Source organism: Xanthomonas prunicola (assembly GCF_002846205.1).
In the GTDB taxonomy this organism is placed as follows: Bacteria; Pseudomonadota; Gammaproteobacteria; order Xanthomonadales; family Xanthomonadaceae; genus Xanthomonas; species Xanthomonas prunicola.
This window is the reverse complement of record NZ_PHKV01000012.1, coordinates 52805-67604: the sequence shown is the minus strand read 5'-3', so window position 1 is coordinate 67604 and position 14800 is coordinate 52805. Positions and strand designations below refer to the sequence as shown.

Annotated in this window: 9 protein-coding genes and 1 pseudogene; 6 read left to right on the top strand and 4 right to left on the bottom strand. The window is 67.0% G+C overall.

Annotated features, from left to right (window positions below; all coding sequences use genetic code 11):
- Positions 1-76: 76 nt before the first annotated feature.
- The 3 genes from XpruCFBP8353_RS20750 to XpruCFBP8353_RS20730 form a co-directional block, all read right to left on the bottom strand.
- A complete protein-coding gene (locus tag XpruCFBP8353_RS20750; RefSeq protein ID WP_207759678.1) occupies positions 77-2965 on the bottom strand; it encodes a TonB-dependent receptor in 2889 nt (962 codons plus the stop codon).
- Between the two features lie 404 nt (positions 2966-3369).
- Positions 3370-4440 (bottom strand): FecR family protein, encoded by a 1071-nt coding sequence (locus XpruCFBP8353_RS20735; protein WP_101364928.1) that lies wholly within the window; start codon positions 4438-4440, stop codon positions 3370-3372.
- Positions 4437-4964 (bottom strand): RNA polymerase sigma factor, encoded by a 528-nt coding sequence (locus tag XpruCFBP8353_RS20730; protein ID WP_101364927.1) that lies wholly within the window; start codon positions 4962-4964, stop codon positions 4437-4439. The genes XpruCFBP8353_RS20735 and XpruCFBP8353_RS20730 overlap by 4 nt, the downstream gene beginning before the upstream one ends.
- A gap of 352 nt (positions 4965-5316) precedes the next feature.
- Between XpruCFBP8353_RS20730 and ecfK the strand changes: the two genes are divergently transcribed.
- From ecfK to XpruCFBP8353_RS24545, 3 genes and pseudogenes are all read left to right on the top strand, one after another.
- A complete protein-coding gene (ecfK, locus tag XpruCFBP8353_RS20725) occupies positions 5317-5856 on the top strand; it encodes an ECF-type sigma factor EcfK (protein WP_101364914.1) in 540 nt (179 codons plus the stop codon).
- On the top strand, positions 5835-8351 hold the full coding sequence (locus tag XpruCFBP8353_RS20720; RefSeq protein WP_101364913.1) for a serine/threonine-protein kinase: 2517 nt from the start codon (positions 5835-5837) through the stop codon (positions 8349-8351). Before ecfK ends, XpruCFBP8353_RS20720 begins: the two co-directional genes overlap by 22 nt.
- A gap of 213 nt (positions 8352-8564) precedes the next feature.
- A pseudogene (locus XpruCFBP8353_RS24545) lies at positions 8565-8816 on the top strand (hypothetical protein); the annotation flags it as partial.
- Positions 8817-8899: 83 nt separating this feature from the next.
- On the opposite strand, the gene XpruCFBP8353_RS20710 reads toward XpruCFBP8353_RS24545, so the two are convergent.
- Positions 8900-9190, bottom strand: coding sequence for a DUF2782 domain-containing protein (locus tag XpruCFBP8353_RS20710; protein WP_101364912.1), 291 nt, complete (start codon positions 9188-9190; stop codon positions 8900-8902).
- 76 nt (positions 9191-9266) lie between these two features.
- Between XpruCFBP8353_RS20710 and polA the strand changes: the two genes are divergently transcribed.
- From polA to XpruCFBP8353_RS20690, 3 genes are all read left to right on the top strand, one after another.
- Positions 9267-12068 (top strand): DNA polymerase I, encoded by a 2802-nt coding sequence (gene polA, locus XpruCFBP8353_RS20705; protein WP_101364911.1) that lies wholly within the window; start codon positions 9267-9269, stop codon positions 12066-12068.
- Positions 12069-12680: 612 nt separating this feature from the next.
- Entirely contained in the window at positions 12681-13370 is a 690-nt protein-coding gene (locus tag XpruCFBP8353_RS20695; protein ID WP_101364909.1) for a response regulator, read from the top strand.
- Positions 13360-14751 carry a sensor histidine kinase gene (locus XpruCFBP8353_RS20690; protein WP_101364908.1) on the top strand — a complete coding sequence of 464 codons (1392 nt, stop codon included), beginning with the start codon at positions 13360-13362 and terminating at the stop codon, positions 14749-14751. The genes XpruCFBP8353_RS20695 and XpruCFBP8353_RS20690 overlap by 11 nt, the downstream gene beginning before the upstream one ends.
- The last annotated feature ends 49 nt before the right edge of the window (positions 14752-14800 follow it).

Below are 14800 nucleotides of genomic sequence, written 5' to 3'. Positions count from 1 at the left end.
GAGACCAAACCAGCGCAGTGGTGCGGTGGCGGCCGTGCGCGCGCGCGACGACCGCCAGCTGCGCCTGCAAACGCGCTTAGAAACGTGCGCGCAGACCTACCGACCAGGTACGGCCGTAGTCGGTGTAGCCACCGAACAAGTGGTCGCCCACGTATTGCCGCTGTACCTGGCCGGTGAGGTTGATGGCGTTGACGAATACCGACAGCGTGTCGTTGACCTTCCAGGCGACGTTCGCGTCCAGGCTGCCGAAGGCAGCGCTATTGAGCGTGGCGACGTTGGCGGTGCCGACGGCGTTGACGATGTTGTCGCTCCAGCTGTAACTGGCGCGCGCCATCAGCGGACCCTTTTCGTAAAACACCACGGCGTTGTAGGTGTTCTTGGCCACGCCTTCCAGACTGTCGGTGAAGCGGCGCGTGCCGTCGCGGTAGGTCGCCTGGCTATCGGTGAAGGTGTAGTTGAGCTGCATGCCCAAGCCGTCCAGCGGTGCCGGCAGGCCGGTGAACACCTGCTGGTAGGCCAGTTCCACGCCCTTGACACTGGCCTGGCTGCCGTTGGTCTTGGACGAGAGCAGATAGGTCTGACCCTGGTAATCCAGGTAGGACAACTGGGTCTGGATGAAACTGGAAATATCCTTGTAGAACACACCGCCGGTCAGCGCCGAAGTGCCATCGATGTACCACTCAAAGGTCAGGTCGTATTGCCACGCTTCGAACGGACGCAGTGCCGGATTGCCGCCGCTGGCGGTCAGCACTTCGCCGCTGGAATTGAAGGTGAGCTTGGACGACAGGTCGGTGAGATCCGGGCGGGTGATCACCTTGGCTGCGGAGGTCCGCAACACCATGTCATCGCGCACGTCCCAGGCGGCGTTGAACGACGGCAACGCGTTGGTATAGCTGCGCTGGAAATGCACCGGCTGGGCGGCGCCGTTGAGATCGGCATGGCCGTCGGTGGTCTGCTCGGTGCGCACCAAGCGCACGCCCAGATTGCCGCGCAGGTCGCGTCCGGCCAGCGCGCCGCCGAAGTCCGTCAGCGCATACGCCGAGCCGATCTTCTCGCTTACCTCGTAGGAGTTCTGCAGGTCGGCGCTATTGGGTGTGCCGCTGAGGTCGGCGGCGGTCGGCCAGTCGCCCCAGAACGGCGCTTCGATCGGCGCCAGCCACTGCCGCGGCAGTGTGCCCTTGCCGTCGACCAGCATGTCGCTCACCGGCAGCGCGGTGAAATAGCTGCCCGGAAAACGCACACCGGCGATGCGGTTGAGCAGCAGGTCGGCACGGTCGTAGGTGCGCGAGCGCTCGCGGTACTTGGCGCCGAATTTGATATCGCGCAGCCAGCCATCGCCGAGCGTGCGTTTGGCGTCCAGCTGCAGTGCGTCTTCCTTGTCGCGCGCATCGATCTCGCGCCATTCCAGCCGGCGTCCGCTGACGCTGGCCGGGTTGGTCGGATCGAAGCCATTGGTAAAGCTCCAGTTCGGCACGTTGTCGTCGTCGGCCTGCGGCATCTCCACCCGCATCGACAGATTGGTGCCGCTGCGCAGACGCGTGCGGCGAATCGGGTCGGAGTCATAGCTGTGCGCCTGCGAGTGGAAGGCCACTGCGCCGAGCGTCCACACATCGCCATTCCAGGTGCTGGACAGGCGCGCGCTGCGGTTGTCGTCGGTGATGCCGGAAGTTTCGCGCGAGACCTGCACCTGACCATTGCGATAGTCGAAACCGGTGACGCCGCCATGGTCCACCTGCAGGTTGCTCATCTTTGCCACGCCGTCGAAGCCCACGCCCAGGCTGTATTCGTCGTAGTGCACCGTCTGCTTGGCATACAGCAGGTCCAGATTGGTTTCCCAGGCGGCATTGGGGCGCCATTGCAACGAGGCGGCGACGCCGGTGCGCTCGCGCTGCTCCAGTTCCAGCGTCGGGCGCAGGCCGGTGGGCAGGTAGGACGCACCCGGCGCACCGGGCACGCCGTTGGGGTAATAGTCCCAGCTCACTTCGTTGACGCGGTCCTGGCGCAGGCTGCGCTGTGCATACGCGCCGGACACCAGCATGCCGAAGGTGCCCTCGGCATTGACCCAGTTGAATAGGCCGGACACGCGCGGATCATTGGCATGCGTGCGTTGCGCCTGGCTGGATTCCAGCGAGGTGTTGAGCAAGGTCTTGCCCAATTCCAGCGGGCGGAACGTGCGCACGTTGACGATGCCGCCGATGGCGCCTTCGTCCAGATCGGCGGTGGGGCTCTTGATCACGTCCAGGCCGGAGACCAACTCCGCCGGCAAGGTGTCGTAGCGAAACTGGCGGCCGGTCTGGCCGGAAGTACGCACGTTCTCGTTGACCGCCATGGTCTGGCCGTTGAGCGTAGTCACCTGGAAATTCGGACCCAAGCCGCGCACGCGCACGTACACGCCTTCGCCGCGGTCGCGCACGATCGACACGCCGGGCACGCGCTGCAAGGCTTCGGCCACGTTCTGCGCCGGCAACTTGCCGATATCTTCGGCAGCGATGACGTCCACCACGCTATCGGCATAGCGCTTCTCGCGCAGCGCGGCGCTGAGGCTGCCGGCATAGCTGCCCAGCACCTGGATGCTATCCAGTTCGCGCACCGGTGCACCGGGGGCGACCGGTGTGTTGCTTGGCGCAGCCGGCACCGCTGCAGCCGGCGCTTCGCTGGTCGCCGTGTCCGGTTCGATGGTCACCGTGGTGGGCGTGAGATAGCGGTAGCGCAGGCCGGTGCCATCGAGCAGTTGTTGCAATGCCTGCTCCGGTTCCGCGCCAGCGGTGGTGCCGCGACTGCGGCGCTCGGCGCCGACGCTGGCCGCGTAGACGAATTGCAGACCGGTCTGGCGCGAGAGCGTATTGAGCGCGCGTGCCAGCGGTTGTGCAGGAATGGCATTGACCGCGACGGTCGGCGTTTGGGCGCCGGCAGCGCCGGCATGCAGGGCGAGGGCAACGGACAGAAACAGGCAGCGGCGCATCATCACATCCAGCGAGAAGGAAAAGGGGGCGCCGCACCAAACCCGCAGGTCGATGCGGCGACTACCCCATCTACGAGGTGCGACAAGCCGAGTCGGGCACCGTTTTTTGATGAATTTTCTGTGACACGTGCAGTGGCGGTGGATTGCGCGCAGGCCAGGTGGTGCGCGGCGAAAACCGAGGCATCACTGCCAGCCGCCGATTGCATGGGTTGTTGCTGCGCGCTGCGCCACGCGGTGCTTGCGCGCTGCGTGGCGCAAGCGAGAACACACGATGCGAAGTCGTGTGGGTGCGACACAGCGAGGTGTTGGCATGCGGCAAGCCCACGCCGCGCGATGTTGCGGTGTCTGCAGCTGTCAGTTGTGCGCGCATGTTGGCGCAAGCCAGGCGGCTCCGCTGACGGCGTGCGCTATTGGGTGGTGGTCACCGAGGGTGCGTGGCTGACGATATGCAGCGCATCGGCGTGTTGTTCGAGCCGCAGGCCGGGCTGCCGCGCGAGAAACGCCCGCAGACCGGCGAGATCGTCGCTGCGCAGATTGCCGGTTAGCCGCAACGCGCCGGCATGGGCATCGTCGATATGCAGCTGGACGCGATTGAGGCGGTTGAAGTCTTCGGCCACATTGCGCAACGGCTCGTCGCGAAACACGATGCGCTGCTGCTGCCATGCATGCATGCTGGCGACATCTTCGTTGCTCAGTTCGACCTGGCCGGCGCCATCGATGCGCGCGCTCTGTCCGGCTCCCAGGTTGGCCAGCATCGGCTGCGCTGGGCGGTCGGCGCGCCAGACATGCACGCGCCCGGCAGACACGTCGATGCGTGCCTGCGGTCCGTGCAGGGTGATGTCGAAAGCGGTGCCGATGTCTTCCACGCGCAGGCCGAGCACATGCACCTGCAGCGGGCGCCGGTCCGGTGCCACCTCGAAGCTCGCCTGGCCCTGCAGCAATTGCAGACGGCGCGACCAGGGCGTCATGGTGGCCTGGATGCGCGTGTCTGCATTGAGGAACACCACGCTGTGGTCGCTCAGCTGGACGCGGCGTTGTTCGCCATGCGCGGTGGCATAGGTGGCGTTGCGCGGCCAGGCCCAGCCACCAACGACCGCCAGCAGACCGAGCATGGCGGCCAAGCCGACATGCCAGTGCGGTCGGCGCGGCACCGATCGCGGCCGAGCATTGCCTGCTGCGGCGACGGCTGGACGTGGCGGCAACGGCAGTGCCACCACATTGCGTGCCAGCTCAGACGCGCGCTGGCGATCGGCCAGCAGCAATGCGTCGACATCCAGCGCCATGGCATCCAACGCCTCGCCGAGCGCGCCGGCGACCCGCGCCACTGCCAGGTATTCGCGCACATGCGCCGGCGAGGCAGTCAGCCAGTCCATGAAATGCGCCTGTTGCTCGGCGTCCAGCACCTGCATGCGCTGGAGCGCATGCCAGTGCGCCGCTTCCTCGGTCAGGCGGCGTGTGGCCCACGACGATGCGCTCACCACCACTGTTCCCCACTCTCGGCCAATGCTTGTCGACACGCCGACAGGCCACGCACAACGTATTTCTTGACCATGTGCGATGACACGCCCAAGCGCTCGGCGATCTGCTTGTAGCTCAAGCCATCGCGATACTGCATCACCAACACCGCGCGGACGCGCTCGGGCAGCCCGGCCAGCACGGTCTGCAGACGTTGCTGGCGCTGTTGTCGCTGTGCGCTGTCTTCGACATCGTCACCCGCCACCAGCCGTTGCGCGAACTGCTCCATGTCTTCGATGCGCAACGGTGCCTGCTTGCGCCGCGCGGCCTGCTCGCGCGCCAGGTTGACCGCCACCGTATAGAGATAGGCTTCCGGGTTGGCGATGGCCTGGCCCGGCTGCTGATGTGCACGCAACAGGCGCAGATAGGTTTCCTGGACCAGATCTTCGGCGTCTTCGTTGGCGCCGCGGCGCACGAAAAAGCCGCGCAAGACTGGACCATGCTCGGCGAACAGGCGCGCCCAGGCGCGCTTTGGATGTGCAGACACCCGAACCTCCCGCCGGTTGGAGGGGCGCAGGCTAGCGGCGTCATATGACGTCGTGGTGACGCAGCCGCTGCGGATGACCGGGCAGCGGCCACGCAGACCGGTGCCGACAGCCTGCGCAATCGCCGCGGGCGAGTGATACCGCGGCAGCATCCCAAGACCCCGCTTGGCCTGACCACAGGCCGGGGCGCTGCCTGAGACAGGGCGGGCAGACAGCGACAACCCCGCATCTGCCCGGGCTCCGCTGCGCTGCCGGCCGCCGCGGTGGGCGGGGATCTAAATGGTTACGGAAGGCGTGTTCCGCGCCGGCGCCAATGCGGGATACTGCGCTTCCACGCAGGCGAGATGGGCTTCGATGTCCGAGCTGCCGATCACTGAGTTGTTGCAGGCCTGGCAGCGCGACGAACCCGGCGCGGGCGACGCATTGGCGCGCCAAGTCTATGAGGTGCTGCGGGGCACCGCACTGCGCGAACTGCGGCGCGATGCGCGTGCCGGGTTGCAAGCCACCGAGCTGGTGCATGAGGCGTGGATGCGGCTGGAGCAGGGCCAGCAGGCTTTTCGTTCGCGGGCGCATTTCTATTCGGTGGCGGCGCTGCAGATGCGCCATTTGCTGGTGGATCTGGCCCGGCAGCAGGCCAGCGCCAAGCGCTTGGGACAAGCGGTGACACTGACCATCAGCCTGTCCGATGGCGCAGCGCGGCCGGAGGCATTGATGCTGGTGGCCGATGCCTTCGACAAGCTGGCCCAGGTCGATGAGCGCAAGGCCAAAGCATTCGCGTTGACCGAACTGGTGGGTTTCAGCGTGGCCGAAGCGGCCGAGCAGCTGGAGGTGTCGGTGCCCACGCTGGAGCGCGATCTGCGCTTTGCCCGGGTATGGCTGGCAGCGCAGCTGTGAGCCCTGCGGCCACCTCCTGGCAGCGCTTGGAGGCCTTGTTTCACCAGGCCTGCCAGTTGCCTGCCGCCGAGCGTGAGGCGTTTGCGCGTGCGCGGGCCGGCGACGATGCGGTGCTGGGCGACCAGTTACTGGCGATGCTGGCGGTGGAAGCGCAGGCCACCTTGCGCGTGTGTGCACCCTTGAAACAGGCCGCCGCCGCATTGCGTGGACCGTTGCCGGAACTACCGGCCGGCACGCGTTTCGGTGCCTGGGCGATCGATCGCCTGATCGGCGCCGGCGGCATGGGCCAGGTCTATCTGGGTCACCGCGCCGATGGCGCGTACGAACGCGAGGTGGCGATCAAACTGATGGCTGCCGATGCGCTGGATGCGCAGGGCCGTGCCTTGTTCGAATTTGAATGCCGGCTGCTGGCGCAGATGGTGCACCCGGCGATCGCACAGATTCACGACGTGGGCACCGACGCGCACGGCCAGCCGTATCTGGTGATGGAGTACCTGCGCGGCGATCCGATCACCTGGTGGTGCGACGAACACCGCCTGTCGCTGCATGCGCGCGTGTTGTTGATGCTGCGGGTGAGCGAGGCGGTGCAGCACGCGCACCAGAAGGGCGTGATCCATCGCGACCTCAAACCCAGCAACGTGCTGGTCAGCGAGATCGATGGGCGGCCGGTGCCGGGGGTGATCGACTTCGGTATCGCCATCGATGCAGCCAACCCCGGCATGACCTCCGCACACGATCGCGGCACGCCGGGCTATATGAGCCCGGAGCAGGCACGCGGCGCACAGGATGTGGACGCGCGTAGCGATATCTACGCACTAGGGGCGATGTTCTACGAGTTGAGTTGCGGGCTGGCGCCGGTGGCAGGAAGCGATGGCTTGCCGCAGCCGCCGTCGCAGCGTGTCGCTGCGGTACCCGCCGACGCACGTGCGCGGATCTGTGCGGCACGCGCGACCACCCATCAAAAATTACACGACCAACTGCGCGACGGGCTGGATGCGATCGTGCTGCGGGCGTTGCAACCGCAGCCGGGCGCGCGCTACGCATCGGTGTCCGCGTTACTGGACGATCTGCATCGCTGGCTGGATGGTTACCCACCGCGCGCCTTGCAGGCGAGCCGCTGGCTGCGGCTGCGTAAATTCACCCAGCGTCATCGCAGCGGCGTCGCCGCCGGTGGCCTCGCAGCGATTGCCGTGGTCACCGGCCTGGGCGCCACGCTGTGGTCCCTGCAGCAGGCTGCGCGCGATGCGCAACGCGCGCAGGTCACCGGCGATTTCATGAGTTCGGTGTTGTCCAGCGTGGACCCCGGCGTTGCGCGTGACCTGGACAAGACCCTGATGCTGCGCGTGATGCAGCAGGCCTCGCAGCGTGCGGCGCGCGAGCTGGCCGACCAGCCCGATGCGCGCACGCAGGTGGAACTGACGCTGGGCCGCACGCTCATCGCGCTGGCCGATTATCCGCAGGCGGTGGCGCATCTGCGCATTGCACAGACCCTGGCGCAACAGACCGCCGGCGCGGGCAGCCTGCCGGCGTTGAAGGCGGCTTCCATGCTGGGCCAGGCGCTCACCGGTGCCGGCAAGCCCGGCGATGCCGAGCGCGTGTTGCGTCAGGCCATGGCGCAGGCAGCGCGCGGCGATGCGCAACGCCAGGCCATCGGCAACGAGTTGCGTGCGCGCCTGGCGTGGGCGCTGCGCGAGCAGGGCCGCATGCACGATGCGCTGGCAGAAAGCCGGCATGCCTATGTCGCTGCGCTGGCCAATGCAGCCAGCAGCGCGGACCAGCGCATCGACGCCGGCAACAGTTACGCCGCCGTGCTGGCCGATAACGGCCAGCTGGTCCCGGCGATCGCCTTGCAGCGTAGTCTGCTGCGCGAGCGCATGGCCATGCGCGGGCCGGAGCATCCGTTGGTGGTGACGATGCGCAATAGCCTTGCGGTATTCCTGCTGATGCAGCGCGACTTTGCCGGTGCCGAAGCCGAACTCGTCCCGCTGCTGCGGGTGACCCGCGCGTTGTATGGCGAGAACGCCGCCGACACCTTGATGATCGAAGGCAACCTGGCCGGCGCCTTGCGGCAACAGGGCAAGGTGGCTGACGCCGGGCCGTATTACCGCAGAGCGATGGAGCGCGCGCGCGCGGCCTTCGGTAACGATGCGCCAGCCACCATCACCTATCGCAGCAATCACGCGTTCTGGTTGCTGGACGACGGCCAGGTAGAGGCATCGTTGGCCGAACAGCGCGATGCGCTCACCGCATCGGAGCGTGTGCTGGGGCGTGCGCATCCACAAACTGCCGAGATCTTGCGCGGCATGTCCGAAGCCGAGCGCAGGCTGGGCCAGACCGTGGCGGCGCGCGATCATGCCCAGCAGGCATTGCAGATTCTCACCGGCATTTTCGGCAACGCGGACGAGCCGCTGCGCGCCGCACGTCAGACCCTGGCCATGGTGACGCCTGCAACGCCGCCGGACGCAGAGACCACCACCTCGGTGGCGCGGCGCTGAGCCGCATTGTCGGGTTGCTCGTGCGGCCTCGCTGGATCGTGCGGCGCATTGCCACTGCCAGCGTGTGCCGATGCAACCTGCCGCGCGCCTGAACGCCGCCGGGTGCTGGAGGCCGCCCGCCAGGCGCAGGGAGTGACCCTGCGCACCATCCTGCCGAGTTCGTTTGTGGGCCAGCCGAGTCCGCCAGGGGGCGCCACATCACGCGAAACTGCCCAACGCGCCGGCAGTCTGCGCGCCGGTCAGCTCAGCGGCAGCGCTGCCGGCTCAGTCACGCTCACCGGCAGCGACAACGCCATCGACGTGCCCGGCGACTTCAGCGCGCAGGGCCTGGGCCTGGTCAGCCACCGCACCCTGCTGGTCAGCGGCCGTGTCGATGGCGGCCCCATGTTGCGTCCGCGCAGCGGCGGCGACCTGCAGCTGAGCGGTCAGCTCAGTGGCGCCGCCAGCGGGTGGCGGGCCGTTGCGGCTAACGGCAACGCAGCGGAGATAAAAACGCAACGCCACCGAGCCTCGAAGCCTGCTTCTGCTCTACGAATCCCACTCCCGAATCACCAGCTATACAGCTTCCAATACACCTTGTTGACCTTGTCCTTCTCCGCATCGGTATGCCCGTCGTGGTCGCGGTCGTACAGGAAGTAGGGCGCGCCGCGCGTTGGCGTGACCCGCACCATTTCCAGCTGGCCGTTGACGCGGTATTCGTCGACCTTGTCGCCGTTAGCCATGGTTTTGCTGGTGACATCGGCGCCAGCCGGGATCTCGCCACCGGCGCGGTCGCTGCCATTGGTGGCGCAGCCGCCCAGCAGCAGAAACGGCAGCAGCAAAAGATGTGCTCTCTTCATTGTCGTTGTCCATGTTGATCGTCGGCCAGTATGCGCTGGCGCAGTGTGCCGTGAGTGTGCAGCGTAGAATTGGGTCATGAGCAGATTAGTCCTGATCGACGGGTCCAGTTACCTGTACCGCGCGTTCCACGCGCTTCCGCCGCTGACCAATGCCCAGGGCGAGCCCACTGGCGCCTTGTTCGGCGTGGTCAACATGCTGCGCGCCACTTTGAAGGAACGCCCCGCGTACGTCGCGTTCGTGGTGGATGCGCCCGGCAAGACCTTTCGTGATGACTTGTATGCCGACTACAAGGCCAACCGTCCCTCGATGCCCGACGATCTGCGCGCGCAGGTGCAGCCGATGTGCGACATCGTGCATGCGTTGGGCATCGACATCCTGTGCATCGACGGCGTGGAAGCGGACGATGTGATCGGCACACTGGCCCTGCAGGCCGCCGCCGATGGCCTGAGCGTGACCATCTCCACCGGCGACAAGGACTTCGCCCAGCTGGTGCGCCCGGGCATCGAGCTGGTCAACACCATGAGCGGCAGCCGCATGGATTCGGACGCTGCGGTGATCGCCAAGTTCGGCGTGCGTCCCGATCAGATCGTCGACCTGCTGGCGCTGATGGGCGACACCGTCGACAACGTGCCCGGCGTGGAGAAGTGCGGCCCCAAGACTGCCGCCAAATGGCTGGCCGAATACGACTCGCTCGATGGGGTGATCGCCAACGCCGACAAGATCAAGGGCAAAATCGGCGACAACCTGCGCGCCGCATTGCCACGGCTGCCGCTCAACCGCGAACTGGTCACCATCAAGACCGACGTAGCGCTGGCCAGCGGCCCGCGCGCGCTGGACCTGCGTGAGCCGAACACGGAAACGCTGGCGGTGCTGTACGCGCGCTACGGCTTCACGCAGGCGCTGCGCGAACTCGGCGGTGCAGCCGCCCAGGCCGGCCTGCTGACAGAGCCGATGCCGTTGGGAGCCGCCGCTGCCAGCGCCCGCACCGAACCCGGCCGCGCGCGCGGCACCGGCTTCGTGTCCGGCCCGGTCAGCGCCCCGGTGGACCTGGACCCCGCGCTGTCGGCGCCCGGCCAGTACGCCACCATCCTGACCCAGGAACAGCTCGACAGCTGGATCGCGCGCCTGCGCGCCGCCGGCCAGTTCGCCTTCGATACCGAAACCGACAGCCTGGACCCGCTGCAGGCCGATCTGATCGGCCTTAGCGTGGCCGCCGAGCCTGGCGAGGCGGCATATCTGCCGTTCGGCCATAACTTTCCCGGCGCCCCGATTCAGCTCGACCGCAGCCAGGCGCTGGCGCAACTGGCGCCGCTGCTCACCGATCCCGCCGTGCGCAAACTCGGCCAGCATGGCAAGTACGACCTGCACGTGATGCGCCGACATGGTGTGGAGCTGGCCGGCTACGCCGACGACACCCTGCTGGAGAGCTTCGTGCTCAATTCCGGCAGCGCCCGCCACGACATGGACAGCCTGGCCAAGCGTTACCTGGGCTATGACACGGTCAAATACGAGGACGTCTGCGGCAAGGGCGCCAAGCAGATCCCGTTCGCCCAGATCAGCCTGGACGACGCCACCCGCTACGCCGCCGAGGACGCCGACATCACCCTGCGCCTGCACCAGGTGCTCGGCCCCAGGCTGGCTGCCGAACCGGGCCTGGAGCGCGTTTACCGCGGGATCGAGATGCCGCTGGTGGAAGTGCTGGCCCGCATCGAAGCCAACGGCGTGTGCGTGGACGCGGCCGAACTGCGCCGCCAGAGCGCAGACCTGTCCAAGCGCATGCTCGCCGCCCAGCAGAAGGCCACCGAGCTGGCCGGGCGCAGCTTCAACCTGGATTCGCCCAAGCAGCTGCAGGCGCTGCTGTTCGACGAGCTCAAGCTCCCCGCCGTGGTCAAGACGCCCAAGGGCCAGCCCTCGACCAACGAAGAGGCGCTGGAAGCCATCGCCGACCAGCACGAGCTGCCGCGGGTGATCCTGGAGTACCGCGGCCTGGCCAAGCTGCGCAGCACCTATACCGACAAGCTGCCGGAGATGATCCACCCGCAGTCCGGGCGCGTGCACACCAGCTACCACCAGGCCGGCGCCGCCACCGGGCGCTTGTCATCGTCCGATCCCAACCTGCAGAACATCCCGATCCGCACCGAGGACGGCCGCCGCATCCGCCGCGCTTTCGTCGCACCGCCCGGACGCAAGCTGATCGCCTGCGACTACTCGCAGATCGAGCTGCGCATCATGGCCCACCTGTCCGGCGACCCCGGCCTGGTGGGCGCGTTCGAATCCGGCGCCGACGTGCACCGCGCCACCGCCGCCGAGGTGTTCGGCCGCACCATCGACACCGTCAGCGGCGACGAGCGCCGCGCCGCCAAGGCGATCAACTTCGGCCTGATGTACGGCATGAGCGCGTTCGGTCTGGCCCGCCAGCTCGGCATTGGCCGTGGCGAAGCGCAGGACTACATCGCGCTGTACTTCAGCCGCTACCCCGGCGTGCGCGACTTCATGGAAACCACCCGCCAGCAGGCGCGCGACAAGGGCTACGTGGAAACCGTGTTCGGCCGTCGGCTGTATCTGGACTTCATCAACGCCGGCAGCCAGGGCCAGCGTGCCGGCGCCGAGCGCGCCGCGATCAACGCGCCGATGCAGGGCACTGCCGCCGACATCATCAAGCGCGCCATGGTCAGCGTGGATGGCTGGATCGCCGACCACGCACAACGCGCGAAGATGATTTTGCAGGTGCACGACGAACTGGTATTCGAAGCCGATGTCGATTTCGTCGACACACTGCTGAGCGAAGTCACCACGCGCATGGCCGCTGCGGCTGAATTACGCGTGCCGCTGGTGGTGGATTCGGGCGTGGGCGATAACTGGGATGAGGCGCACTGACGGAGCCAATGCCGCTGCTATGCTGAATACGTAGATCAGCAATAATCCGTGTGGACATAATCCGAATTCAGCTGATTTGACGGAATGAATAAGCGCTAAATTCTACATTTTTTTAACAGTTATCTTCACGATCTATCAATGTGGAAAATGGTGTTATGTCCCTCGACGGGCGCAACGCCTGTCGGCAGATCTCTCCCATCCCCTGGAGCAGATCTCGGAGCGGAAACTCCTCCCCAAGTTTCCGTTCCCTGGCCCCGCCGACCTCCCCCTGGTCTGCGGGGCTTTTTATTTGTGTCTTCCCGGTTGTGCGCAAGCGCTGCAGCATGACGTGCGATGCTGCATGTGAGTCGGCATGCGCCGGCGCGCGGCATGCATGGAAACAGCGAGAGGCACACGCAGGCAACGCACTCGCCTGCAGCGCGCGCCAAACGGCATACCGCGTTGCAGGATAAATGCCCGCTCAATTTGCAGCGCGCGGCCATGCAGACGTCATGCTGCGATGGCGGTATGGTGGCCATATTACTCATTCAGGTTATGGCTCGTGCCGCCGCGCGCATTCGTCGATCGCCCTGCCGTCGTTGCGTTGCGATATGCCTCTGCGAGGCGCCCGACATGCGGGTGCTGATTGCCGAGGACGAACCGTCGATCGCCGACGCGGTGGTTGCGACGCTGCGCCAGCATGGCCACGTAGTGGATCACGTCGACGATGGCAGCCAGGCCGATGCGGCGCTGCGGGGCACCGACTACCAGCTGCTGGTGCTGGACTTGGGCCTGCTTGGCGACATGGATGGCGTGCGCGTGTTGCAGCGTTTGCGCGAGCGCGGGGCCACCACGCCAGTGCTGGTGATCAGTGCGCGCGAAGCCCTGCATGAACGCGTGCGCGTGCTGGATCTGGGCGCAGACGATTACCTGGTCAAGCCGTTCGCGTTGGAGGAGTTCCAGGCGCGGGTGCGCTCGGTGTTGCGGCGGGCCATCAGCCAGGGGACGCCGGAGTTGCGCCTGGGGCGCCTGCGCTTGGACCTGACTGGACGCCGCGCCTGGATCGATACGCAGGCGCTGGAGTTGACCGCACGCGAATACGGGCTGCTCGGTGCACTGGCCACGCGCGCTGATCGTGTGACCAACCGCGCCCAGTTGGTGGAAGCGCTGTGCGGTTGGGACGAAGAGATCAGCGACAACGGCCTGGATATCGCAATGCACCGACTCCGCCGCAAGCTGCACGGCAGCGGCGTGGGTATCCGCACCATCCGCGGCTTGGGGTATCTGTTGCAGGAGCGCCAGGACGGCGACGATGAGGGCTAAGCGGACCCTGGCGCGGCCCAGCCTGCGCCGACGCCTGCTGCTGTTCCTGGCGGTGCCGATGCTGGTGCTGCTGGCGATCGATGCGGCGGTGACCTATCGCATGGCGCTGGGCTATGCCAATCGCGTGCACGACAAGAATCTGGCCGACGACCTGCAGGCGCTCACTGCGCTGCTGCGGCAGTCGCCCGAACGGCGCAGCCTGTCGGCGCAAGCGCAGTTCCTGCTGCGTTACGACCCGGACGGGGCGAATTATTTCGCGGTCTTCAGCCGCCGCGAAGGGTGGCACTACGGGGATACCGGGCTGCACGGCATGCGCCAGCCGGCGCTGGGCAAACCGCCGGTGCTGTACTCGGTCGACGACGGCGTGCGCAGGCTGCGCGCGGCATCGGTGGCGATGCCTTCGCCCTACGATGCCGGCGACGTGCTGACGGTGACCATCGCCGAGTCGTTGATCGATCGCCAGCGCAGTGCGCGCAATGTGCTGTGGCTGACCTTGCCCGTGCAGACAGTGCTGATCATCGCGGTGATGGCGCTGGTGTGGCTGGGCGTCAACCATGGTCTGCGGGTGCTGCGTCCGCTGACCGAGCGCCTGGCCGCGCGCGAACAGGCATTGGCGCCGGTCAGCGGGCCGGACGTCCCGCAGGAAATCCTGCCGCTCACCCTGACCCTGGACGCGCTGTTCGTGCGCGTGCGCGATACCGTGCAGTTGCACGAGCGTTTCATCGCCGATGCCGCGCATCAGTTGCGGACTCCGCTGGCGGGGCTGCAACTGCATGCCGAGCGCGCGATGGGTGCCGATCCAGAGCAAACCCATGCGGCGCTGTTGCAGATCCAGCAGTTGACCGCGCGCGCGGCGCGCGCCGCCAGCCAGCTGCTGGCATTGAGCCGCGCGCAATCGCCGCACCATCGCGATGAGGCCTCGATGCCGGTGCCGTTGTACCGGTTGATCCCCGAGGCGGTGGCCGCGCGCGTGCCCGATGCGCTGGCCGCCGACGTGGACCTGGGCTATCAGGCCGACAGCGAAGACGCCGCTCTGGTGGTGATCGGCGATCCGCTGGGGCTGCAGGAACTGCTGGATAACCTGATCGACAACGCACTGCGGTATGCCGGCCGCGGCTGCAGCGTCACCGTGGGCCTGGTCGCGCTGGCCCACGCAGTGGTGTTGAGCGTGGAGGACGACGGCCCCGGCGTCCCGGACGTGCTGCTGGGCCGGCTGGGCGAGCGTTTCTTTCGTGTGCCGGGCATGCGCGGCGACGGTTGCGGACTGGGCCTGGCGATCGTGCAGGGCGTCGCTCAGCGCCACAGCGCGAAGCTGGTGTTCTGCCATGGGGCGCATGGCGGATTGCGCGTGGAGATCCGGTTTCCGCCGCCGCAGCGGTGAGTGCGCACTGAATGTCGCGGTCCTGGCATGGCGGCAACGAAAGCTTCAG